Origin of the sequence: Neobittarella massiliensis (ex Bilen et al. 2018), assembly GCF_900289145.1 — a bacterium.
Lineage (GTDB): Bacteria > Bacillota > Clostridia > Oscillospirales > Ruminococcaceae > Neobittarella > Neobittarella massiliensis.
Window position 1 is genome coordinate 40,034 of sequence record NZ_OKQO01000008.1, and the last position, 22,607, is coordinate 62,640.

Consider the following 22,607-nt stretch of genomic DNA (forward strand, 5'->3'; position numbering starts at 1 on the left):
ATTGCCGCCGGCGCTGGATTTATGGGCGCAGATACGCTATACTGGGGACGTTAGACAAATTGTGCGCACCTGCGACGATTTTTTGAGGAGGGGACCCGGTCATGGACATACAGAAGATGGATCTTGCCGGCAGCTTTGCCGACGCCGCCCAGCGCATCCAGGGGCAGCTGGCGGCGCTGCCCAGCGCGGCACTCGACGACTTTGACCCCCAGGAGACGGTTTTGGCGGTCATCGATATGAACAACGGCTTTGCCAAAGGCGGCGCGCTGTACAGCCCCTACGTAGAGGCCATCATCCCCGCGGTGCGGGCGCTCACCACCCGCTGCCGGGAGAAGAATATCCTCTCGGTGCTGTACACCGACTGCCACGGCCCCCAGTCGCCGGAGTTTGCCAGCTTTCCGCCCCACTGTGTGCGGGGCAGCGGTGAGGAGCAGATCATCGACGAGCTGCGCGATATCGAGGGCGTGCAGATCGTGGAGAAAGCCAGCACCAACGGCTTTTACAACTGGTACATCAAAGAGCTGCTGGACACCTACGAGATCAAAAAGCTCATCGTCTGCGGCTGTGTCACCGATATCTGCGTGTACCAGTTCTGTCAGGCGGTAAAGACCTACTGCACCCAAAACGACCGGGAGCTTGCCGTGGTGGTGCCGCTGGACTGCGTCGACACCTACGACATCCCCGGCGTACACGGGCGCGACTTTGCCAACGCGGCCGCCTGCGCCTCGCTGCTGGCCGGTGGCATCACGCTGGTGCGGCACATCGGCTGATCGGCTGCGCGACCCCGAGGAGGATAGAGAAGAGATGGAAAAAAAGATCGCCCCGGCCCCCAAGCGGCGGGGCCCGTTTTACGGCTGGGTGGTGGTGGGCGCCGCCTTTGTGCTGATGGCGGCGGCCATGGGCATCACTTATAACTGCAACAGCGTGTTTATCAAGCCCATCTGTGCGGACATGGGCTACACCCGTCCCCAGGCGGCCATGATCCAGACTATCATGTCGGTGGGCATGGTGGCGGTGTCGCTGTTTGCCGGCAAGCTGTTCGAAAAGTTTTCGCTGCTGGCGCTCATGCGCATAAGCAGCGTGGTGGTGGGCGCGGCCTACTTCTGCTACGCCTTTGCCCAAAACCTGGCGCTGTATTACGCGCTGGCGGTGGTGGTGGCGGTGAGCTCCACGCTGCTGACGATACTGCCGCTGTCGATCATCATCAACAACTGGTTTTACGAGCGCAAAGGGCTGGCTATCGGGCTGGCCTTTATGGGCAGCGGCGTGGGCGGCATGCTGTTCAACTCGCTGGCCGGGCTGTGGATCGAGCAGCTGGGCTGGCGCGCCGCCTACCAGATACTGGGCGTCATCATGCTGGTGCTGCTGGTGCCCTGCACCTTTTTTGTTATCAAGGTGCACCCGCGCGATATGGGGCTTTCCCCGCTGGGCGCCGAGACCGAGGCCGGTCAGCCGGCGCGGCCCGAGCAGCCGGCCCTGGGCGCCCCCTTTAAGCGCCCGGCCTTTTGGGGGGTGTGCATCGCCGCCTGTGTAATGGCGGTGGGCGGCAATACGATGGTGCAGATCGTGGCGCCCCACTACTCCGACGCGGGCTACTCGGCCACCTTTGCCGCCAATCTGTCGGCGGCGGCGCTGGGGGCGCTGGCAGTGGGCAAGCTCATCGTGGGGCAGATGTTTGACCGTCTGGGCCCCAAAAAGACCACCATCATCTGCAGTGTCGCCACCGTTATCGGCCTGGGGTCGCTGTTTTTGCCGCGGTTCGCCCCGGCCATCGGCGGGCTGATGCTGGGGGTGGGGCTGGGCAGCGCTTTTGGCTCGGTGGGCATCCCCATCCTCACCCATTTTGCCTTTGGCCAGCGTCGCTACCAGGCGTCGTATGCCATCGTCAACGCCTTCAACTCGGTGGGTGGGGTCATCGCCCCCATCCTCACCAACGCCATTTTCGACGTCAGCGGCGGGTATGACCTGTCGTTTTGGGTGTGTATCATCTTTGCGGTGTTCTCGGGCGCGGTGTATACCCGTGTGCTGAGCGGCCGCGCGCAAGAGAGCTAATTTCTTATTTCGTTTATCGCCGGCGGTACCGCTTGTGTGCCGCCGGCTATTTTTTTGTAAAATGCTGTAATGAAACCATCTATTTTTGCACCAACAGGTATAGGAGGTGAAGAGGTGCCGGATTTTTTAGAGCTGTACACCCGGTATTACCGGCAGGTATATGCCTGGTGCATGGCGCTGTGCCGCGACCCGCATCAGGCACAGGACCTGACCCAGGAGGCCTTTTGTCGGGCGATGCAGGCCATGGGCAGTTTTCGCGGCGACTGTACGGTGGCGACCTGGCTGCGGGGTATCGCCAAAAACTGCTACCGGGAACAGCAGCGGCGGCAGGAGAGCACCGCCGCCCAACTGCCGGAGATGGCCGACCCCGGTCGGGGGCCGGAACAGTCGCTGTGCGACGGCGACGGTGCAGTGGCGGTGTACCGCATCCTGCACCGGCTGTCCCAGCCCTATCAGGAGGTGTTTTATCTGCGCGTTTGCGGTGAGCTGTCCTTTGCGGACATCGGCCGCATATTCGAAATGAGCCCCAACTGGGCCCGGGTCACCTTTTACCGGGCTCGCCAAAAGATAGCGGAGAGGATGAGTAGAGATGGATCAAATGAGCTGTGAAGTGGTGGCCGATTTGCTGCCGCTGTACGCCGACGGCGCCTGCAGCGGCGGCAGTCGAGCGCTGGTAGAGAGCCATTTGGCCGGCTGCGCACAATGCGCCCGCAAGCTGGCCGAGATGGGGGATGATCGGGCCGAGCAGCTGGTGGAGGCGGATGCCCAAAGACAGCTGAAAGAGCTGGCGAGGAGACATACCCGGCGGCGGGTATCGGTGCTGGCGGCGCTGGTGGTGTTGGTGGGGCTTTTGTGCACCATGTGGGTATTTTACCGCCGTGCCGAAGCCGAGGCGGCCAGCTTTAGCTGCCAGATATCGCGCAGCAGCACCTATGACCAGACTATGGACGGACTGCTGGAGGGGATGCATCCCCGATTGCCCAAAAAGGGGCGTTACCGGCTGCGCATCAGGGCCGGTGCCAGCAGCGGGGCAATACGGGTGGCGCTGACCTCCGGTACCGGGTACAAGACCTACTATACCGTTTCCGGCAGCCAACTGGAGGAGGAACAGACACTGCAACTGGATAAGGGAAGCTATGTGCTGGCGGTTTATCTAAACGGAGATACCGCCGGTTCTGTGGTGGATTATGCGGTGACGCTGGAGGCCGTAGGAAAAAAATGACCCCGCAGCCGGGGAAAAAGGCCGGTGATACAGCAAAAAAGGCAGGCGGCGAAAAGACCGTCTGCCTTTTTGGGTGCATGCTTGTATATGTCACGGATAGGGAAAAGGCGCGTTAGATGCGCCACTCCTGGCTGTCGTTGGGGCTCTGGATGTGCAGCTGGGGCGGCTGGATGCGCACCTTGGCGTCACTGGGGATCGAGCGGGTGATAAAGGCGTTGCCGCCGATCACCGCATTTTGGCCAATGACCGTGTCGCCGCCCAATATCGTGCAGCCGCAGTAGATAGTCACCCCGTCCTGCACGGTGGGGTGGCGCTTTTTGCTCCGCAGGCTCTGCCCGCCGCGGGTCGAGAGCGCCCCCAGCGTCACCCCCTGATACAGTTTTACCCCGGTGCCGATCTGGCAGGTCTCGCCGATGACGATGCCGGTGCCGTGATCGATGCAGAAGTAGGGTCCGATCTGCGCCCCGGCATGGATGTCGATGCCGGTCTTCTGGTGGGCGTACTCGGTCATGATGCGGGGGATCAGCGGCACCTGCAGCGCGTAAAGCTGGTGGGCCAATCGGTAGATGGAGATGGCGAATATCCCGGGGTAGCACAAGAGGATCTGGGCCTGGCTCTCGGCGGCGGGGTCGCCGTCAAAGGTGGCCTGCACATCGGTGAGGATGGTGTCGCGGATCTGCGGCAGCTGGGCCAAAAAGGCGGCGGTGCGCTCGTCGGCCTGCGGCTGTAGCTGAGCGGCCGGGCGGCCGTCCTGTTGCGCCAGCGCCAGTGCGATCTGGGCCGATAGCTTTTCGGCCAGATCGGCCAGCGTGTTCTCGGGCCGGTCCGACACCGCCGACAGCCGGGGGTACAGGCAGGGGAACAGCAGATGGCGCAGCCCGGTGACGATCTGGACCACCGCCGCCTTTTGCGGCAGGGCAGACATGGCGTCACAGAGCACGCCCTGACCGCCGGCCCCCAGCCGGCAGCCGGTATCCAGCGCGCCGGCGGCCTGCAGTGCGGCTTCTCTCAGGTCAGTCATCCTGGTCCACCCCCTCTATATCAAACAGCGGGGTCGAGAGGTAGCGCTCGCCGGTATCCGGCAGCAGCGCCACGATGGTCTTGCCGGCGTTCTGCGGCTCGGCAGCCAGCTCTAGCGCCGCATACAGCGCCGCCCCGCTCGAGATACCGGCCAGTATCCCTTCGCTGCGGGCCAAGTCACGGGCGGCCTGCATGGCGCTGTCGCCGGATACCTGCACCACCCGGTCCACCGCGCTGCGGTCGTAGTTGCCGGGGATAAAGCCGGCGCCGATGCCCTGGATCTTGTGGGGGCCGGGCTTACCGCCCGAGAGCACCGGCGAGTCGCTGGGTTCAACGGCCACCACCTGCACGCCGGGCTTTTTGGCCTTCAGCGCGCGGCCAACGCCGCTGACGGTGCCGCCGGTACCCACTCCGGCCACAAAAATGTCCACTTCGCCGTCGGTGTCGCGCCAGATCTCCTCGCCGGTGGTCTGCAGGTGGGCGGCGGGGTTGGCCGGATTTTCAAACTGCTGGGGGATGATCGACCCCGGTATCTGCCGCTGCAGCTCCTTTGCTTTGGCGATCGCGCCGTTCATACCTTGCGCGCCGGGGGTCAGCACCAGCTCGGCGCCGTAAAAGGCGATGAGCTTGCGCCGCTCGATGCTCATGGTGTCGGGCATGACGATGATGAGCCGCAGCCCCAGCGCGGCGCTGGCCATAGCCAGGCCGATACCGGTGTTGCCGCTGGTGGGCTCGATGAGCGTGGTGCCCGCCGGCAGCCGTCCCTCTTTTTGAAAGGTGCGGATCATGTTCAGCGCCACCCGGTCCTTGACCGAGCCGCCGGGGTTGCGGCTCTCTACCTTTACCAGCACGCGGGCACCGGCGCCTTTGACGGCGGCCAAGCGGTCCACCGCCACCAGCGGGGTGTTGCCTATGGTCTCGAGAATGTTTTGAGAGATATTTTTCACAGTTGGTTCCTGCCTTTCTGCATGTCGGGGCACAAAAATAGCCCCGGCTGATCGTTTTCTGCTTACAGTGTGTGCCCCTATAGGGGGCAGGTATGCGCACAAAAAACAGCCGCGGCGGCAAAAAGACGAGAAATAGACACCCGATGCGGTGCTAGCGGGGGGCCGCCCCGGCTGCCGCACAAATGCCGTGACCCGTCGGGCCGATCGCGCGGTGGTGCGCGGTCAGCATACATCGCCAGGCCCAGTTGTAACGCCCGTGGTAAGGGGCATGTTGTCTATACAGCATAGCCGTCACTTCTCCTACTAGTTTTGTATGAGTATGCTGGATGTGCGTCCAAATGTCAACCGACTTGGTGGATATTCGTGGGTTTGCCCAAAGTCGGGGCGGCGCGGGGCAAAAAACAGCAGCAGTTGTACCAGCCCGGCAGTACGCCGCTCCACCGGACCACCAGTTCCCGGCGGGGCGACCGGCAGCTTGCCGGCGGGTACCGCACCGGGGAGGATGGGGCCGCTGCCGACGGGCTCGGCCTTTAAACTGTGCGCCAGCTGCACACAGAAGGCGCCGGACATCCCCGGCGGCCAGATGGGGTGACAGCCGCCGGCCTTCTGTGCTACACTGGTAAAAATACGGATAGGGGGGAATGCGCTATGAACGGCATCTTTGCCCAGGAAAAGACCTTTACCGGCCTGCACTGCAGCGGCGACACCTTTGCCGACTGCGAGTGGACCGACTGCACCTTTGTGCGCTGTACCTTTGAAAACTGTCAGCTGCAAAACTGCCAGCTGACCGACTGTACCTTTACCGGCTGCCGGGTGCGCGAGCTCACGGCCCGCTACAGCCAGCTGCGTGAGGCCGTCTTTGATAACTGCGACCTGCTGGGGGTAAACTGGGGGGACCTGGTGCCCAGCGGCCGCTTTGCCGCCCCCATCGCCGCGCTGCGGGGCTGCCGGCTCAAGTACAATACCTTTACGGCTATGGAGCTCGATCGCTTTTGCTTTGATGAGTCGGCTATCACCGGATCGCTGTTTGCCGAGTGCCGCCTGGCCGGCAGCGATCTGAGCGGCTGTCAGCTGGATGAGACCGAGTTTTTCAAATGCGATCTGCGCCGGGCCGACCTGCGCCGGGCTGTGGGTTACCGGGTCGATATCATGAGCTGCCAGCTCAAAGGGGCCCGCTTCACCCACCCGCAGGTGCTCTCCCTGCTGGAGGCACTGGAGATCGAGGTGGAGTGACCGCCTCGCCGCCCGCCCGGCAGGATCGGGATACACGATAAAAAAGAGCGCCGGCCCTGGTGTGGGGCCGGCGCTCGATCTATTTGCCGGGTGGCCTCTAGCAGTCGATGACTTTTACGTCGTACGAGCGGTGGCGAGGGCCGTCGAACTCGGCGAAAAAGATGCCCTGCGAGTGGCTGAGCACCATCTCACCGCCGGAGATGGGCACCGTTACGCTCACGCCCACGATGGCCGATTTCACGTGGCCGGAGGCGTCGGACGGGGAGTCCTGATGCAGCATGTTCACCCGGGTGGGCACCAGCCGATCGAGCTCCTGCATGATCTCGATGTGGCCCTTCACGTCCCAGTGTGAGGTGCACAGCAGCGCGGCGGTGGTGTGCGAGATGTGCACCACTACAATGCCTTCCTGCACGCCGCTCTCGGCCACGATGGCCTTGATCTCGGGGGTGATATTGACGATATCGTCTTTTTTGGTCTGTAGATTGCGTACTACCATGGGTCTGCCCATTTTCTGTTCCTCCTTGTTTGCAGCGGGGTCTGTACCGGCACGGCCTCCCGCCCAAAGACCCGGTGGCCGATGCCGGTTATCTGCCACCAAATATGGTACACGATTCGCCGTTGCCGCACAACCGGTTTGGCCTGCTGCCCGCCAAAATCCAGAGATGCGCACAATTCGCCGCTGTAAAAAATGGCGAAACTGCTGCTATAAAAGTAGCGCTGCCGCTAAATATTTGACGGCGCAGCGGCAGTGCTGCGCTGCGGGCATACCGTGTGCCGCCGGTTCATACAGTTTTTAGAAGGGCCGCCGCCACTGCTCACCGGGTGCAGTAGTGGCAGCTCGATGGGAAAAGACAGAACCGCCGTCAGTTTTTAGGCGGTCTGCGCGGAAAAAGGAGTAAGGCCGGGCCGTATTGGCCGGCAGGCGGCCAAAGTGGCAGAACGGTGGCGCGGCAGTCGGGCGGATACGCGGCGGCCGGCGTCTGTTTTTAAACAGGGGAGGAGATACAGGGGTGACAGAGTGGCTGCGTGCGGCGGGAAAAGCCGTAGACGGATTTGTGTGGGGGCCGGCCATGCTGGTGGCCATGATCGGTATCGGGCTGTATTTTACCTTGGGCACCCGGGGGCTGCAGCTGCGCCGCTTTGGCTACATGCTGCGCCACACGGTGGGCAGTTTGTTCGGCGGCGCCAAAAAGGGGCGCGACCGCAGGCAGGTGAGCCCCTTTGGCGCCATGACCACCGCGCTGGCCGGCACGATGGGGGTGGGCAACATCGCCGGGGTGGCCACCGCCATGACCCTGGGGGGCCCCGGCGCCATTTTTTGGATGTGGGTATCTGCCCTGGGGGGCATGATGACCAAATACGCCGAGGTGCTGCTGGCCGTGCACTACCGCGAAAAAACGCCGGACGGCTACCGCGGCGGCCCCATGTACTACATGAAAAAGGGGCTGCACAGCCGCCTGCTGCCGGTACTGTTTTGCCTGCTGTGTGCCTGCGCCTCGTTTGGCATCGGCAACATGACCCAGTCCAACACCATCGCTCAGTCGCTGCAGCAGTGCTTTGGCCTGCACCCGGCCATCACCGGGGTGGCGGTGATGGCCGTGGTGGCCATGGTGGTGCTGGGCGGCATCTCGCGCATCGCCGCCTTTACCGAAAAACTGGTGCCGCTGATGAGCCTGTTTTATATGGGGGCGGCCATCTGGGTGTTGGCCGTCTGCTGGCGGCAGCTGCCGGCGGCGCTGGGCAGCATTTTTAAAGACGCCTTTTCGTCCGCTGCGCTGGGCGGTGGCGCGGCCGGCTTTTTCACCAGCCGGGCGGTGCGCTTTGGCATCGCCCGCGGCGTGTTCACCAACGAGGCCGGCCTGGGCTCGGCCCCCATCGCCCACGCCAGCGCCGATACCGCCAGCCCGGTACAGCAGGGCCTGTGGGGCATGTTCGAGGTGTTTGCCGACACTTTTGTCAGCTGCACGCTCACCGCGCTGGTGATCCTGTGCACCGGCGCTTTAGATACTGGGCTCGACGGCGCCGCCCTGACTACCGCCGCCTTTGGCCGGGTGCTGGGCAGCTGGGCGCCGCCGTTCATCGCCATCTCCATCCTGTTTTTTGCCGTATCCTCCATGTTGGGCTGGTGCTTTTACGGCGAGAGCGCTCTGCGCTACCTGAGCGGCGGCCGCAGCTGGGCGGTGTGGAGCTACCGGATCTTGTTTTTGGTGCTGGTGATGGTGGGGGCCACGGTGCAGCTGCAGCGGGTGTGGCAGCTGGCCGACACGCTCAACGGGCTCATGGCAGTACCCAACCTCATCGCGCTGGCCGCGCTCTCGGGCACTGTGTTTCGATTGACAAAAGACTTCTTTCGGCGATAGAATGAATCTAGACGAGACGACTGCCGGTCGGGCCCTGCCTGTTGTGGCGCCGCCGGCCAGACCAGATAGAGGAGGTCAATCATGAACGAAGTGCTGCAAAACATGCTCACCCGGCGCAGTGTGCGGGCCTTTGCCGATACCCCGGTCGAGAGCGAAAAGCTAAAGACCATCCTGCAGGCGGCCACCTATGCCCCCAGCGGAATGGGCAAACAGAGCTGGCAATTCACAGTGGTACAGAAAAAAGAGCAGATCCAGAAGCTGGCTGCCGTCATGGCCGAGGCACTGCAAAAGCCGGAGTACGATCTGTACCGGCCGGCCTGCATGATCCTGGTCTCGGGCGAAAAAGAAAACGGCAATCACCTGGCCGATACCGGCTGCGCTATGGAAAACATCATGCTCATGGCCCATGCGCTGGGTCTGGGCAGCTGCTGGGTCAACCAGCTCAAAGAGCTCTCTGACGTGCCGGCGGTACGGGCGGTGCTCGACGGCTTTGGAGTGCCCCAAGATCACGGGGTGTACGCGATCGCGGTGCTGGGTTACCCGGCCGGCGACCTGCCCCAGCCCAAGCCCAGAAGAGAAGGCGTCGTCCACTACGCCTGACGCCGGCGCGCAGACAGAAATTAAAAAGGGGAGCACCGGCGCAAACAGCCGGTGCTCTTTTTTCTTCTGCCTGCCGGTCGCCGATGCTTTTGGCCGAGCGTGTGTACCGGCCTGCCACATTTTTTGCATGGGTGATCGGTGTGTTCTCGCCTGCTTTTTACCCCCGCTCGCCAGCTGTCGCCGGCAGCTTACGGTTTTGTCATATTGGTCACATCTTGTTGACAAACGCGGGGGCATACACTACACTAAAGTAACAGAGATGTACGGTGCGGTGCCAATCAGTGGTGCCGCACTTTGTCAGGAGGTCACACCCCATGCAGAACACACAGTATACCGGCGAGCGCTGCGCCCACTGCGGGGCAGCTGTCGCTCCGGGGCAAAACTTCTGCCCCGCCTGTGGGTCCTTTCTAAAAGGCACCCAGATCCAGCAGAAGAAAAAGTCCACCAAAACGGTGGTCATCGCGCTGGCCGCCGCCTGGGGCGTGGTGCTGCTGCTCATCATTGGCGTGTGGGCGGCGGCAGCGCCCAGCTTGGCCTCACACGTGCAAGACTTTTTCCGCTCCCGGGCCGACCGCTACCGCTACAACCACGGCAGCCAGTCACAGCAGATAGAGCCCGGCGACGCCGGCGACTGGTTCGACAACGAGCAGCCGCCCGATGAGACAGTCTACCAAAAAGACGAGACCGCCTTTTTCGGCGACTTCGCCTTTACCCTTAAAGACGTAAGGCCCGGCAGCGACTACGGCATCAAGGACGATGCCGACGAGCAGACGGTGGTGGTGCTCTTAGAGGTAGAGAACACCGGCGACGAGAACGTCTATATCGAGGGCTCACGCCTGATGGCCTATAGCGGCGGCGATTTTGCCACCTACGAGGACAGCGATATCAGCAGCTCGATCTATGCCCGGTCTGAGGCGGTGCCGCTGGACGAAGACGAGCGCTTAAAGCTCACCCCCGGCCAGACGCAGGTGGTGCTGCTGCAGTACCAGTTCGATCTCGACGAGGGCGACCCCGCCCAGCGCGAGCTCCACTACTGGGACCCCACCTATGCCCAAAACCCGCGGGTGATCTTCTCGCTGGCCCAGTAATATATCAATAAAAGAGCCCGGCCACCGGCGTCTAACGCTGGGCCGCCCGGCTCTTTTTTGCTGCTTTATCTCCGGGACAGCCACCCACCCGCGTCCCAAACGCTGCCGGGCCCCACCGCCATCTGGCCGGTACCCGGCGGCAGTCGCCCGCCGCTTTCCGGGCGCCAGAGAGCCGGCCACCCCGCCGTCGGCCGGCCCGGTACTGGCTTCGGCGCCCGCTATTTACCGCCGTTCACAAATTTCTCATGAAAAGAGCCGGCGGATGCGCTATACTTATCTATATATAGAACTGTGTGCTGCCCACCGGCCCTATCGCGGCCACCGGCGCCCGCACAGGCAGGAGGAATCGATCGCATTGAACAGCTTTGTGCAATTTCGGGACGTGATGAAACGCTATAAGATGGGTGAGGTGACCATCGCCGCCGCCAACGGTATCACCTTCGAGATAGAAAAAGGGGAATTTTGTGTCATCGTGGGACCCTCCGGGGCAGGTAAGACCACTGTGCTCAATATGCTGGGGGGGATGGACACCTGTGACGGCGGCGAGATCATCGTCGACGGCAAAGTAGTCAGCGCCTTTAACCGCCGCCAGATGATCGACTACCGCCGGTACGATATCGGCTTTGTATTTCAGTTTTATAACTTGGTGCAAAACCTCACCGCCACCGAGAACGTAGAGCTGGCCGCACAGATCTGCCGCGACCCGCAAGACGCCGCCGAGGTGCTGCGCCAGGTGGGGCTGGGCGAGCGGCTCTCGAACTTTCCCGCCCAGCTCTCGGGCGGCGAGCAGCAGCGGGTAGCCATCGCTCGGGCTCTGGCCAAGCGGCCCAAACTGCTGCTCTGCGACGAGCCCACCGGCGCCCTGGATTATCAGACCGGTAAAGAGGTGCTGGCCCTGCTGCAAAACACCTGCCGCGAGACCGGTACCACGGTGGTGGTCATCACCCACAACACCGCGCTCACCCCCATGGCCGACCGGGTCATCAAGATCAAAAACAGCCAGGTGCGCTCGATGGTTGAAAATCCGTCCCCCACCCCGGTCGAGGAAATCGAGTGGTGAGCGGGCAGCAGGGGCCCCAGGCCAAAAAGCGCCGGCGCTCGCTTTTTGGTCCGCTGGCCAAAGATACTCTGCGGGAGATCAAAAAGACCCGCAGCCGTTTTTTGTCCATCTTTCTTATCGTGGCGCTGGGGGCCGGCTTTTTTGCCGGTATCAAGGCCACCGGGCCGGATATGAAGCTCACCGGCGACACCTATTTCGACGATCAGGATCTCATGGATGCCAAGGCGCTCTCCACCTACGGCATCAACGGCGACGACCTGGCTGCCCTGCGCGCGGCCGAAGGGGTCAAAACGGTGCAGCCGGGCTACTCGCTGGATGTCATCGTGAAAATGGGCGGCAAAGACACCGTCGTCAAGGCCCTCTCTTACGACCCCGGCGATACCCTCAACCGGCCGCTCGTCGTCGAGGGGCGGCTGCCCCAAAACAGCGGCGAATGCGCCATCAACGCCACCGAGATGTTCGGCGACGGCTACCAGATCGGCGACAAGCTGGTGCTGCAGTCCGACTCGGGCAACACCCAGGTGGAGGATAACCTGCGCACCGCCGAATACACCATCGTCGGCCGGGTGCAGAGCCCGCTGTATGTCACCTACGACCTGGGCTCCTCCTCCATCGGCAGCGGCAAGGTGTCCGACTATCTCTATATCCCCGCCGACGATTTCACCACCGAGGTGTACACCGAGGCCTACATCACCTTTACCGGTGCCAAGGCGCTCGACTGCTTTTCCGATGCGTACAAGACCCTGCGCGACGACGGGGTAAAAACGCTGGAGGCGGTGGGCGAGGAGCGGGCGCAGATCCGCTACGACGAGGTGTTCGGCGAGGCTGAGAAACAGCTCGACGACGCCCAGAAAGAACTCGACGACGGCCGGGTAGCCGGCGAGGCCGAGCTGGGGGCCGCCAGGCAAAAGCTCGACGACGCCTATGCCCAGCTGGAGTCGGGCCGCCAGCAGCTGGCCGAGAACCGCCAGCTCTACGAGTCCGGGATCACCCAGGGTCAGGCGCAGATCGACGAGGTCAAAAAGACCCGTGACGACCTGCAAGTAAAATACGACCAGCTGGCCGCCGCCGTGGCCCAGATGGGCCCCAAAGTAGAGGGGCTCAAGGCGCAGATCGACGCCATGGGCGACCCGGCGGCACTGCCGGCCGAGCAGCAGGCGCTCTACGCCCAGCTGACGGCCCAGTACGACCAGCTGCAGCCCCAGTATGCGCAGCTGCAGCAAAACGCCGCCCAGGTAAAGGGCTATCTCGACCAGGCGGCCTCCGGCTACGCCCAGGCAAAAGCCCAGTTTGACCAGCAAAAGGCAGAAGGCGAGGCGCAGCTGCAGCAGGCCGCCCAGCAGATCGACCAGGGCCAAGCCGAGTACGATCAGGGCATGGCCGACTATCAGGTGGCGCTGGCGGACTTTGAACAGCAGATGCGCGACGGCCAGCAGAAGATCGACGACGGCCGTGCCGAGCTGCAGAAGATCAAGGTGCCGGTGTGGTACATCAACTCCCGCCAGCAAAACACCGGCTATGCCGGTTTCGAGCAGGACGCCGACCGCATCAACAACATCTCGCTGGTGTTCCCGGTGTTCTTCATCCTGGTGGCGGCGCTGGTGTGCATCACCACCATGACCCGCATGGTAGAGGAGCAGCGCACCCAGGCCGGCACCATCAAGGCGCTGGGTTACGGCTCCTGGGCCACCGCCGCCAAGTACCTGGTGTACGCAGTGTCGGCGGCGGTGCTGGGCGCAGTGGTGGGGCTGCTCATCGGCTTTAAGCTGTTCCCCGGCATCATCTTCGGCGCCTACGGCATCATGTACCGCATGATCGACGTCGTCGCCCCGTTCCGCTGGAACTACGCTCTGTGGATCACGCTGGGGGCGGCGGCCTGTGCGGGGCTGTCGGTCATCTCGGTCTGCCTGGGCGAGCTGCGCGAACAGCCCAGTCAGCTGATGCGCCCCAAGGCGCCCAAAGCCGGCAAGCGGGTGCTGCTCGAGCGGGTGAACTTCATCTGGCGGCGCCTCAGCTTTACCGGCAAAGTGACCGCCCGCAACCTGTTTCGCTATAAAAAGCGCATCTTCATGACGGTGCTGGGCATCGCCGGCTGTACCGCGCTCATGCTCACCGGCTTTGGGGTAAAAGATTCCATCTCCGGCATCGTCAAAAATCAGTTCGGCACGCTCACCCGGCAGGACACCACCATCGTCTTCGACGAGGATCAGGTCAAAGGCGACCGGGCCCGCTTTGCCGATATGCTGCAGGGCCGCGACGAGCTGCAAAAAAGCCTGCTGGTGCGGCAGAAAAACAGCACCGTGGGCCACGGCAGCCGCGAGTACGACGCCTACCTCTTCGTGCCTGAAAAGGTCGAGCAGCTCTCTGATTACGTGCTGCTGCGCCACCGCAGCGACAAAAAACCCTATGCGCTGGGCGACGACGGCGCCGTCATCGACGAGAAGCTGGCTCAGCTGCTGCACGTCTCAGCCGGCGACGAGATCTACCTGGTAGGCGACGAGAACGTGCGCTACACCTTAAAGATCGCCGACATCACCGAAAACTACGCCGGCCACTACCTGTACATGAGCCCCAGTTACTACATGAAGGTGTTCGGTGCCGCCCCGGCCTACAACGCGGCGCTGGGTATTTTGCAGCAAAACGGCGGCCAGCAGGCCGAAGAGAGCCTGTCGGCATACCTGCTGGCGCAGGACGGCGTGCTCACCGTCAGCTACACCTCCGGCATCGAGGACAATTTCGACGACACCATCGGCTCGCTCAACTACGTGGTCATCGTGCTCATCGTCTGTGCCGGGCTGCTGGCCTTTGTGGTGCTCTACAACCTCACCAACATCAATGTGGGCGAGCGCATCCGCGAGATCGCCACCATCAAGGTGCTGGGCTTTACCGACCGCGAGGTCTCGGCCTATATTTACCGGGAAAATATCTTCCTCACCGTATTTGGAGTGGCCGCCGGGCTGCTGGTGGGCATCGCTCTGCACCGGTTCGTCATCACCACCGCCGAGATCGATTCCATCATGTTCGGCCGCGATATCAGCGCCCTGAGCTACCTGCTGGCTGCGCTGCTGACGGTGGTATTTTCGCTGCTGGTAAATTTCGCCATGCACTATAAGCTCAAAAAAGTGGATATGGTAGAGTCGCTCAAGTCGGTGGAGTAAACCCCCGCTGTACTGTCTCTATCGGTCCTCAAAAAGCAGGGCCCGCACCGTGCTCGGTGCGGGCCCTGCTCTTATTTTACCGGGACGGCCGGCGGCGATGGGGCCGCTGCGCTCACCGGCCCAGCAGCGCCTGCAGGTCCTGCTGGGGGGTGGTGATGGGGGCGATGTGGTAGTGCTTTACCAGGTACTGCAAAATACCGGGGGAGAGGAAAGCCGGCAGCGTGGGCCCCAGGCGGATGTTTTGCACCCCCAGGTGCAAAAGCGTCAGCAGTATGCAGACCGCCTTTTGCTCATACCAGGAGAGCACCATCGACAGCGGCAGGTCGTTGACGCCGCAGCCCAGCGCCTCGGCCAGCGCCAGCGCCACCTGGATGGCGCTGTAGGCATCGTTACACTGGCCCATATCCATGATCCGGGGCAGCCCCGCCACCTGTCCCAGGTCCAGGTCGTTAAAGCGAAACTTGCCGCAGGCCAGCGTGAGTACCAGCGTGTCCGGCGGGGTCTGCTGTACAAATTCGGTGTAGTAGCTGCGGCCGGGCCGGGCGCCGTCGCAGCCGCCCACCAAAAAGATGTGGCGGATATCCCCGCGGGAGATGGCCGCCAGCACCTCGTCGGCGTGGGCCAGCACTGCGTCGCGGCCAAAGCCGGTGGTCAGCTTGCTGCCGCCGTTCATGCCGGTAAAGGTGTGGGGCTGCGCATAGCCGCCCAGCTGCTTGGCCTGTGCGATGAGCGGCGTAAAGTCGCGCTCGGGGCCAATGTGCGCTGCCCCGGCAAACGACACCACGCCGGTGGTGAACACCCGGTCGGCATAGCTCGGCTTAGGCGGCATGATGCAGTTGGTGGTGAACAGGATGGGCGCCGGCAGATCGGCGAACTCCCGCTGCTGGTTCTGCCAGGCGGTGCCCAGGTGCCCCTTCAGCTGGGGGTAGGCATGCAGAGCCGGGTAGGCGTGGGCCGGCAGCATCTCGCCGTGGGTGTAGACCGATACCCCGGTCCCCACCGTCTGCTCCAGCAGCAGTTTCAGGTCGTGCAGGTCGTGGCCCGATATCACGATAAACGGCCCCGGCTGCACCGTCATGGTCACCTCGGTGGGAACCGGTGCACCGTAGGCGCCGGTATTGGCCCCGTCTAAAAGCCCCATGCAGCGCAGGTTCACCTCTCCCAGCTGCAGCGCCAAGGGCAGCAGCTGGGGCACCGTCAGGTCCTCGCCCAGCGCGTACAGCGCCCGGTAAAAAAAGGTATTTACCTGCTCGTCGCTGTGTCCCAGCGCCAGCGCATGGTGGGCGTAGGCGGCCATGCCCCGCAGCCCGAATAAAATAAGCGATTTCAGCGAGCGCACATCTTCATCCGGCTCGCCCCACAGCGCGGCCAGATCATAATTTTCCACCTTGCCGCAAGGGGCGGCGCAGCCGGCACAGCCGGGCTGCAGCCGCTCTTTTTCGCGCTCTGCCCGCGCGAGCAGCTGCTCTAGCGCCCGGTCGTCAAAAGAGACGTTGGTCAAAGTGGCAAACAGCCCCTCGATGATCAGGCGGTCGGTATCGCTGTCGGCGCCGCCATCCATGGCCGCCCGCGCCAGCCCGCACAGCGCCCCGGTCAGCGCGTCCTGCAGCTGGGCGGTGGCAGCGGTCTTACCGCACACCCCGGCGCTGCCGGTGCAGCCGGCACAGCCGGCGGTCTGCTCACACTGAAAACAAAACATCTTGGTATCCATCTCGCGTTCCTCCTTACGGCGCGGCGCGCACGCCGCGTCTGGCGCCGGCCGGCTCATGTGACCGCCCGATGCATTGACTTGGTGTTTTTAGGGTACTATAATAAAACAAACAAGTATGTTGTTTATCCAACAAAAGGAGCGCTTATGCAGCCAGATATCACCCCTTATTTTCCCATCGTCCAAAAGTCGGTGCTGTTTTCCGGTGTACAGGCCGACGAGGTCGCCGCCATGCTCGGCTGTCTGGGGGCCCGTGCCGCCGCCTTCGCCAAAGGTGATTTCATCCTGCGGCCGGGCGAGCGGGCCACCGCGCTGGGCCTGCTGCTGGGCGGCACCGCCCACATCGCCCAGGAGGATTTTTGGGGCAACCGCAACATTCTCTCCCGGGTACAGCCCGGCCAGCTGTTTGCCGAGTCTTTTGCCTGCACCCCCGGCGCGGTGCTGGATATCGGGGTGGTTGCCGACAGCCCCGCCACGGTGTTGTTTTTAGAGGTGGGGCGGGTGCTCACCACCTGCAGCGCCGCCTGCGGCTTTCACAGCCGGGTGGTGCGCAATCTGCTGGCCGATATGGCCGGCAAAAATCTGCGCTTTCACGAAAAGCTCACCCACATGGCCCAGCGCACCACCCGCCAAAAGCTGCTCTCTTATCTCTCGGCCGAGTCGGGGCGTCAGGGCAGCGCCCAGTTCGATATCCCCTTCGACCGGCAGCAGCTGGCCGATTACCTGTCGGTCGACCGCAGTGCCATGTCTGCCGAGTTGAGCCGCCTGCGCCGCGAAGGTGTGCTCGATTACTGCCGCAACCACTTCACCCTGCTGCAACCGCCCCCGGCCTGATCTTCTCCCGGCCGCCAAGCTCCCGCCCCGCAAAAAGAGAGGTCCTCTGCGCGCAGAAGACCTCTCTTTTTTAGTTTAGCCCGTTTGGTTTTAACGTCTAACGGCTCTCGAGCGGCTGGCCCGCTTTTTGCCGGGCCTTGTCGCGGTACATCTGCCGGTCGGCGATCTCCAGCAGCTGGTCGATGGTCAGCTGGGGAAAGGTGCGGCTGCTGGCGCTGCCCATAGCGATCGTAAAGGCCGGTTGGGGCAGCTGGCGGTTGTGGTCGGCCACCGCTTTTTGCAGCAGCCGGGCATAGTGGCTGCGGGGGTGGCGGGCGTCCTGCAAAATGGCCACGAACTCGTCGCCGCCGATGCGGTACAGCGTGCCCAGGCCCCCCAGCACCGCGCGGATGATGTCGGCCGCGTCGCGAATGACCTGATCTCCGGCCTGGTGCCCCTGCTCGTCGTTGACCGATTTCAGGCCGTTGATGTCAAACATGTACACCTCCAGCGGCGGCTGGTCCGGCCCGCCGGCCCGCCGCTCCTCCAAAAAGGTCTCGAAGGCGATGCGGTTTTGGGTGTGGGTCATCACGTCGGTATAGGCCAGCTTGCGGTACAGCACCATCTCGGTGTGGCTGCCCTGCAGGGTAAACAGCCACCGCACCGAACTGTAGCACAGTATGAGGATGAACACCATCAGCCCCAGGCAGAATACGGTGCTCTTGTCCAGCGACAGATCGATATAAAACATGGCCAGGCTCACCAGTGCCGACGTGCCAAGAAAGCCCAGCGCCAGCAGCATATCCCGCGCATAGGGGGAGCGCTGCCGCCGCACCTGCCGCACCAGCAGCCAGGTCATATACCCGGCGCTGAAAAGCAGCAGCAGGTGGGTGACGGGCAGCAGCACCGGGTAGTCCACTACATTGAACAGGTACAGCGCCGTCTGCACCAGTATGTTGCCCAGTATCAGGTCCTGCAGCAGATGGGTATAGCGTTTGGCGCTGGGGCAGGTGGTGCCCACCATGCCCAAAAGCGGCGCCGGCAGCAGCATAAAGCTGAAAAACGAGACCAGGCACACCCCTACGCTGTTTGAAAAGGCGAGCTGCCCCAGCGAACTGTCGCTCCACACCCATACCGCCGCCAGCAGCACAAAACAGCCCAGGTACAGCAGGTTCTTGTAGCTCGACACCGCCTTTTTACACAGCTGCAGCACATAGCCCGCGCACAGCGCGACGCCCACCAGCAAAAAGATAGAGATACACAGGATCTTGGGCAGTTCCTTTTGCAGCAGGTAGCTGTACAGCGTGCCCTGCTGGTCGAGGTACATCTCCGCAAGCCCCGCCCGGTTGGGGTACCGGCCGTCCAGCTCTAGCCGCAGCGTCAGCGTGCGCCCGCTGTGCCCCGGCGCCAGCGGCACCTGGCACAGCACGTCTCCCAGCAGAGCGCCCAGCGGCGCTGGTTGGCTGTAGCCGTAGTCCAGCAGCACCTGCCCCTCTACCGATACCTGTACCTTCTGAAAGCGGCTGGAGAACAAGAGCATGTCCCCGGCCTTTAGCTGCGGCAGCTCGATCTTGAGGAGCACCTCGTCGCCGTCCACTTCCAGCGGCAGCGCCGCCGGCCAGCTGTCGCCGTCGCGCACCAGCCGCCAGCCGCTGCTTAGCGTGTGCGGCGCCGGCGCCGACAGCTTCATCCCCGGCAGCTGTGAGCGCGCTCCCACATATGCCAGCAGCCCCGCCAGGGCCACCGCCACCGCCGCGTAGAGGACCGGCAGCAGGCGGCTGGTCAGGGTGCGCGGTCTCTCTTTTTCCATCCCTGCTCTCCTCTCTGCTCCCGGTGTCGTCCGGCGTCGTCTACAGCTTTTGGCCGCCGCTGGCGATCACCTGCTGGTACCAGTAATAGCTGTCTTTTTTTATGCGGTCCAGCGTGCGCAGGTCCTCTTCGCCCCGGTCTACATACACAAAGCCATAGCGCTTCTGGTAGCCGTTTTCGGTGCTGAGCAGGTCCATGAACGACCAGGGGTTGTACGAGAGCACCTCCACCCCGTAGTGCATGGCCCGCTGTACCGCCCGGATGTGGCTGCGCAGATAGTCTATGCGGTAGTCGTCGTGAACAGTCCCGTCGTCCTCCAGCTTGTCAAAAAAGCCCAGGCCGTTCTCGGTGATCATCAGCGGCTTGCCGTAGCGGGTGTAGATGTCGCGCAGCAGGTACTCCAGCCCGGTGGGGTCAATGGCCCAGTCCCAGTCGGTGGTGTCGCAGTTGGGGTTGCGCACGATCTGGAAAAAGTCGGGCATCGTCTCGTACGAGTCGATCTCGCCCTTTTTGCCGGTGTAGTTGACCCCGCTCTCGGTGCGCTGGGCGTCCGGCGGGGGGAACTTGGCGCAGTCGCTGGAGTAGTAGTTGAGGGCCAAAAAGTCCGAGTATCCCTCCCGAAACAGCTCCAGGTCGCCCGGCTCTATCTTGGGGGCCACTCCCATCTCCTCCAGGTAGATGAAGGCGGCTTTGTTGTACTGGCCCTTAAAGTACACGTCCAGGTAAAACAGGTTGCGCACGTCCAGCGCGTTCTGGGCGGCCATCACGTCGCAGGGGGTGCTGGTCAGCGGGTAGATGGGGGCGGTGTTGATGGCCGCCCCCACCATGCCGCCCGGCACCAGCTGGTGCACCAGCTTGCAGGCGGTGGCGTGGGCCAGGTTCATGTGGTGGTTGATCTGGTAGCGCACCTGCGGGTCATCCAGGTATTTCTCGGGGATCAGGTTCTTCTTGGTCCAGTACTGCACGATGATCGACTGCTCGTTGATGGTCAGCCAGTACTTTACCTTGCCGCCGTACTCCCGCAGCACAAATTCGGTGTAGTAGGCAAAGTCGGCCACGCTCTGCCGGTCTATCCAGCCGTCGTATTTCTCCACCAGCGCCAGCGGCATGTCGTAGTGGTACAGCGTCACGATGGGGGTGATGCCGGCCTTTTGCAGCTCGTCGAGCAGGTGGTGGTAAAACTGCACTCCCTGCGGGTTGGGGTCGCCCACCCCGTCGGGGAAGATGCGCGCCCAGGCCAAAGAAAAGCGGTACGAGCGCAGCCCCAGCTCTTTCATCAGGGCCACATCCTCTTTATAGCGGTGGTAGTGGTCGCTGGCCACCTCGGCGTCGGCCACGCCGGGGCGGCGGTTGATCACATCCTGCTGCGAGAGCTTTTTGCCCTCCAGCTGGGCAGCCCCCTCCACCTGATAGGCGCTGGTGGCGGCCCCCCACAAAAAGTCTTTCGGAAATGGTCTCAGCGTTTTCATTCAGCAGTCCTCCAACTCGTCTATCTGCGCGGCGATACGCGCAAAATCCAGTTTATCCAGGTCGGTGGCGTCCACCACCAGCCGGCGCCCCACGCAAAATTCCCGCGAGCCCCAGCTCTCTACCATGTCAAAAAACTGGTCTCGCTGCATCAGCGGCGCGTCGGGCTTTTTCTTCTGTCCGCCGGGGGCGGGGTAGCAGTCGGGTATCGCGTGGGCCGGGTGCCGGTCGGGGCTCAGGTCCCGCCGGCACACCCGCTCAAATACCGCGTCCAGGTCGCCGTCAAACAGCACCGTCACCGGGCGGTAGCCGTACCGGTCGCACAGCGCCTGCACGTCCGGCACGTCGGCCCGGGTAAAATTGCTCTCGATCATCACGTCGCCGCCGGTCTGCATCTGGGCGGCAGCGGCGTAGTAGAGCAGCTGGGTGCTGGCCACGTCCAGCTTTTGTTTGGCCGCCGGTGAGGCAAAGCCCACCGTGTCGAACAAGAGCTCCTTCATGGCGTCTTTGCAAAATAGCGGCATGTGCCGCTGCCGGGCAAAATGGGTAGAAAAAGTGGTCTTTCCAGTGCCGGGCATACCGGCGATAAGGTAGATGGTGTGCATAGCAGGCCTCCTGTGCCGGGCGCGCATTTTAGCGGGCCCGATAAAACCGACATATATACTTCATTTTAACACAGTTGCCGCCCGGCCACAATGCGTATCTGCCGCCGCCGGCCAAAAAAGGGCCGTCCCACGGCTGTGGGGCGGCCCTTTTTTAGCTAGGTCTTTTTTACAAATTTGTGCTGGCACTTGGGGCAGGTGATCTCTATCTTGCCGCGCCCCCTGGGCAGCCGCAGCTTTTGGCGGCACTTAGGGCAGGTAAAGTAGCGGTAATTGGCCCGGTCGGCCGCCTTTTTCTGCGCCTGCTGCTGCTTGCGCTGCCACCAGCTGCCCGCGCTCTGCACGGTGCCCTGCGCCCGATCTTTAAAGCCGGGGAACCACGACAAAAACCAGTCGTTCTCCCGCTTGCGGGCGTCGATATTGCGCGACAGAAAGCGCAGCAATATGATCAGCGGAAAGATCAGGATGAGCAGCGCGTACACCGCCGAGTGCCAAAACGCCCCGATCATCGAGAGCACCATATAGAGCACCAGCAGGGCTATACCCAGCGGGTCTACGCCGTAGCGCCCGTACATAAATCTCTGCAGCCAGTTCACGGTATCGTTGCCTCCTTTATGGGGTCGTCGCCACCGGCAGCCAGCCGGCGCTGTATCTGGTCGTATTGGTGGTAGTAGCCGCCCAGCACACCGCGGTAGCCGGGCTTCCAGGGTTTGTTTTTGCCAAAGTAGTGGATGATGACCCCGTGCCGGCGCACCCAGTCGGCGTCAAAGCGGCGCCGGCGGTTTTGCGGGTTTAAGTTGTAAAGGCGCAGGTAGCGATCGCTCACGTTGTATGCCCGGCCGTCCAGCTCTTTGATCTCGCCGCCGTAAAGCACCGCCAGCAGGTCCTGGTCGGGCAGCCACAGCCGCCACCGGCCCAGTCGGGCCATGGCCGCGTACACCTGCGGCGGCGTCTTTTCGGCCCCGGTGCGCAGCGCGTCCAGGTCCATGAGCAGCACGCCCGAGTTCAGGTACGGCACATCGCGCCCCAGGCCCAGCCGCAGCTGATTTATGCGGGTAAAAAAGCGGTGCAGGTGCCCGGCCGCCGCCAGCGGGCAGCCGCCCATATCCATGCGATAAAGCGGGCCCAGCGGGCCGATCACCACCGTGTCGGGGTCCAGGTACAGCACCCGGTGCACCGCCGGCGGCAGGTACTGGGCGGCAAACAGCCGGTAGTACATCTCCTTGGGGTAGCGCTTTTGGGTGGGTGCCCCGGCAAACAGCGCCGGGTCCAGGCAAACGGACAGCAGCTGCAGCCGCTGCCGGTCAAAACCGCGGGCGATCGCGGCAAAGTCGCTGTCGGTCAGCCCGGTGTGGGCAATGTGCACCGCCAGCTCGCCCGGCTCGTTTTGCAGCGCCGAGCACAGCATCACCCGCAGCTGGGGAATGTAGCCGCGGTCCAGGCAGCACAGCAGGTGGATGGCAGACAT

The 22,607-nt window shown here is 63.1% G+C and carries 21 protein-coding genes; 12 read left to right on the plus strand and 9 right to left on the minus strand.

Features of this window, described 5'->3' with window-relative positions; genetic code table 11:
- Positions 1–101 precede the first annotated feature (101 nt).
- The 4 genes from C6Y32_RS11915 (at position 102) to C6Y32_RS11930 (ending at position 3,274) form a co-directional block, all read left to right on the plus strand.
- Positions 102–770 (plus strand): cysteine hydrolase family protein, encoded by a 669-nt coding sequence (locus C6Y32_RS11915; RefSeq protein WP_105205491.1) that lies wholly within the window; start codon positions 102–104, stop codon positions 768–770.
- 34 nt (positions 771–804) lie between these two features.
- Positions 805–2,052, plus strand: a complete 1,248-nt coding sequence (locus C6Y32_RS11920; RefSeq protein ID WP_105205492.1) for an MFS transporter — start codon at positions 805–807, stop codon at positions 2,050–2,052.
- Between the two features lie 114 nt (positions 2,053–2,166).
- A complete protein-coding gene (locus C6Y32_RS11925) occupies positions 2,167–2,661 on the plus strand; it encodes an RNA polymerase sigma factor (protein WP_105205493.1) in 495 nt (164 codons plus the stop codon).
- Positions 2,642–3,274, plus strand: coding sequence for an anti-sigma factor family protein (locus C6Y32_RS11930; protein WP_105205494.1), 633 nt, complete (start codon positions 2,642–2,644; stop codon positions 3,272–3,274). The genes C6Y32_RS11925 and C6Y32_RS11930 overlap by 20 nt, the downstream gene beginning before the upstream one ends.
- Before the next feature lie 112 nt (positions 3,275–3,386).
- On the opposite strand, the gene C6Y32_RS11935 is transcribed toward C6Y32_RS11930, so the two are convergent.
- Positions 3,387–4,295 (minus strand): serine acetyltransferase domain-containing protein, encoded by a 909-nt coding sequence (locus C6Y32_RS11935; RefSeq protein WP_105205495.1) that lies wholly within the window; start codon positions 4,293–4,295, stop codon positions 3,387–3,389.
- Complete coding sequence (gene cysK / locus C6Y32_RS11940) at positions 4,288–5,241, minus strand: cysteine synthase A (protein WP_105205496.1); 954 nt, start codon at positions 5,239–5,241, stop codon at positions 4,288–4,290. The genes C6Y32_RS11935 and cysK overlap by 8 nt, the downstream gene beginning before the upstream one ends.
- Positions 5,242–5,604: 363 nt before the next feature.
- Here cysK and C6Y32_RS15430 point away from each other — a divergent pair, with 363 nt between their 5' ends.
- Entirely contained in the window at positions 5,605–5,775 is a 171-nt protein-coding gene (locus tag C6Y32_RS15430; protein WP_164998262.1) for a hypothetical protein, read from the plus strand.
- A gap of 114 nt (positions 5,776–5,889) precedes the next feature.
- The gene (locus tag C6Y32_RS11945) at positions 5,890–6,474 is read left to right on the plus strand and encodes a pentapeptide repeat-containing protein (RefSeq protein ID WP_105205497.1); all 585 of its coding nucleotides are present in this window, start codon (positions 5,890–5,892) and stop codon (positions 6,472–6,474) included.
- Between the two features lie 97 nt (positions 6,475–6,571).
- Here the strand turns inward: C6Y32_RS11945 and C6Y32_RS11950 are convergent, their stop codons facing one another.
- The gene (locus C6Y32_RS11950; protein ID WP_243206195.1) at positions 6,572–6,982 is read right to left on the minus strand and encodes a secondary thiamine-phosphate synthase enzyme YjbQ; all 411 of its coding nucleotides are present in this window, start codon (positions 6,980–6,982) and stop codon (positions 6,572–6,574) included.
- A gap of 502 nt (positions 6,983–7,484) precedes the next feature.
- On the opposite strand from C6Y32_RS11950, the gene C6Y32_RS11960 reads away from it, so the two are divergent.
- From C6Y32_RS11960 to C6Y32_RS11980, 5 genes are all read left to right on the plus strand, one after another.
- Positions 7,485–8,834, plus strand: coding sequence for an alanine/glycine:cation symporter family protein (locus tag C6Y32_RS11960; RefSeq protein ID WP_243562728.1), 1,350 nt, complete (start codon positions 7,485–7,487; stop codon positions 8,832–8,834).
- Between the two features lie 81 nt (positions 8,835–8,915).
- Complete coding sequence (locus C6Y32_RS11965; protein WP_105205499.1) at positions 8,916–9,434, plus strand: nitroreductase family protein; 519 nt, start codon at positions 8,916–8,918, stop codon at positions 9,432–9,434.
- A gap of 314 nt (positions 9,435–9,748) precedes the next feature.
- A complete protein-coding gene (locus C6Y32_RS11970; RefSeq protein ID WP_105205500.1) occupies positions 9,749–10,522 on the plus strand; it encodes a zinc-ribbon domain-containing protein in 774 nt (257 codons plus the stop codon).
- 355 nt (positions 10,523–10,877) lie between these two features.
- Positions 10,878–11,582: an ABC transporter ATP-binding protein gene (locus tag C6Y32_RS11975; RefSeq protein ID WP_279287430.1), complete on the plus strand. Its 705-nt coding sequence runs from the start codon at positions 10,878–10,880 to the stop codon at positions 11,580–11,582.
- On the plus strand, positions 11,579–14,740 hold the full coding sequence (locus C6Y32_RS11980; RefSeq protein ID WP_105205502.1) for an ABC transporter permease: 3,162 nt from the start codon (positions 11,579–11,581) through the stop codon (positions 14,738–14,740). Before C6Y32_RS11975 ends, C6Y32_RS11980 begins: the two co-directional genes overlap by 4 nt.
- A gap of 112 nt (positions 14,741–14,852) precedes the next feature.
- On the opposite strand, the gene hcp is transcribed toward C6Y32_RS11980, so the two are convergent.
- Positions 14,853–16,451, minus strand: coding sequence for a hydroxylamine reductase (gene hcp, locus C6Y32_RS11985; protein ID WP_105205503.1), 1,599 nt, complete (start codon positions 16,449–16,451; stop codon positions 14,853–14,855).
- 144 nt (positions 16,452–16,595) lie between these two features.
- Between hcp and C6Y32_RS11990 the strand changes: the two genes are divergently transcribed.
- Positions 16,596–17,282 carry a Crp/Fnr family transcriptional regulator gene (locus C6Y32_RS11990; protein WP_105205504.1) on the plus strand — a complete coding sequence of 229 codons (687 nt, stop codon included), beginning with the start codon at positions 16,596–16,598 and terminating at the stop codon, positions 17,280–17,282.
- A gap of 97 nt (positions 17,283–17,379) precedes the next feature.
- Here C6Y32_RS11990 and C6Y32_RS11995 read toward each other — a convergent pair whose 3' ends face one another.
- The 5 genes from C6Y32_RS11995 to C6Y32_RS12015 all read right to left on the minus strand — a co-directional run bounded on the left by C6Y32_RS11995 (position 17,380) and on the right by C6Y32_RS12015 (position 22,607).
- Positions 17,380–19,071 carry a GGDEF domain-containing protein gene (locus tag C6Y32_RS11995; protein ID WP_105205505.1) on the minus strand — a complete coding sequence of 564 codons (1,692 nt, stop codon included), beginning with the start codon at positions 19,069–19,071 and terminating at the stop codon, positions 17,380–17,382.
- Between the two features lie 40 nt (positions 19,072–19,111).
- Complete coding sequence (locus tag C6Y32_RS12000) at positions 19,112–20,539, minus strand: glycoside hydrolase family 1 protein (RefSeq protein ID WP_105205506.1); 1,428 nt, start codon at positions 20,537–20,539, stop codon at positions 19,112–19,114.
- The gene (locus C6Y32_RS12005) at positions 20,540–21,142 is read right to left on the minus strand and encodes a P-loop nucleotide/nucleoside kinase family protein (RefSeq protein ID WP_164998263.1); all 603 of its coding nucleotides are present in this window, start codon (positions 21,140–21,142) and stop codon (positions 20,540–20,542) included.
- Positions 21,143–21,297: 155 nt separating this feature from the next.
- Positions 21,298–21,735 carry a zinc ribbon domain-containing protein gene (locus C6Y32_RS12010; protein ID WP_105205508.1) on the minus strand — a complete coding sequence of 146 codons (438 nt, stop codon included), beginning with the start codon at positions 21,733–21,735 and terminating at the stop codon, positions 21,298–21,300.
- Positions 21,732–22,607, minus strand: a complete 876-nt coding sequence (locus tag C6Y32_RS12015; RefSeq protein ID WP_105205509.1) for a glycosyltransferase family 8 protein — start codon at positions 22,605–22,607, stop codon at positions 21,732–21,734. Before C6Y32_RS12015 ends, C6Y32_RS12010 begins: the two co-directional genes overlap by 4 nt.

Bases quoted from the DNA above. Each gene is read 5' to 3' on its own strand.
- C6Y32_RS11970 (WP_105205500.1), top strand. From the start codon at position 9,749: ATGCAGAACACACAGTATACCGGCGAGCGCTGCGCCCACTGCGGGGCA.
- hcp (WP_105205503.1), bottom strand. From the start codon at position 16,451: ATGGATACCAAGATGTTTTGTTTTCAGTGTGAGCAGACCGCCGGCTGT.
- C6Y32_RS11920 (WP_105205492.1), top strand. From the start codon at position 805: ATGGAAAAAAAGATCGCCCCGGCCCCCAAGCGGCGGGGCCCGTTTTAC.
- C6Y32_RS11990 (WP_105205504.1), top strand. From the start codon at position 16,596: ATGCAGCCAGATATCACCCCTTATTTTCCCATCGTCCAAAAGTCGGTG.
- C6Y32_RS11915 (WP_105205491.1), top strand. From the start codon at position 102: ATGGACATACAGAAGATGGATCTTGCCGGCAGCTTTGCCGACGCCGCC.
- C6Y32_RS11965 (WP_105205499.1), top strand. From the start codon at position 8,916: ATGAACGAAGTGCTGCAAAACATGCTCACCCGGCGCAGTGTGCGGGCC.
- C6Y32_RS11930 (WP_105205494.1), top strand. From the start codon at position 2,642: ATGGATCAAATGAGCTGTGAAGTGGTGGCCGATTTGCTGCCGCTGTAC.
- C6Y32_RS11945 (WP_105205497.1), top strand. From the start codon at position 5,890: ATGAACGGCATCTTTGCCCAGGAAAAGACCTTTACCGGCCTGCACTGC.
- C6Y32_RS11935 (WP_105205495.1), bottom strand. From the start codon at position 4,295: ATGACTGACCTGAGAGAAGCCGCACTGCAGGCCGCCGGCGCGCTGGAT.
- C6Y32_RS12015 (WP_105205509.1), bottom strand. From the start codon at position 22,607: ATGTCTGCCATCCACCTGCTGTGCTGCCTGGACCGCGGCTACATTCCC.
- C6Y32_RS11950 (WP_243206195.1), bottom strand. From the start codon at position 6,982: ATGGGCAGACCCATGGTAGTACGCAATCTACAGACCAAAAAAGACGAT.
- C6Y32_RS12005 (WP_164998263.1), bottom strand. From the start codon at position 21,142: ATGCACACCATCTACCTTATCGCCGGTATGCCCGGCACTGGAAAGACC.
- C6Y32_RS11995 (WP_105205505.1), bottom strand. From the start codon at position 19,071: ATGGAAAAAGAGAGACCGCGCACCCTGACCAGCCGCCTGCTGCCGGTC.
- C6Y32_RS12000 (WP_105205506.1), bottom strand. From the start codon at position 20,539: ATGAAAACGCTGAGACCATTTCCGAAAGACTTTTTGTGGGGGGCCGCC.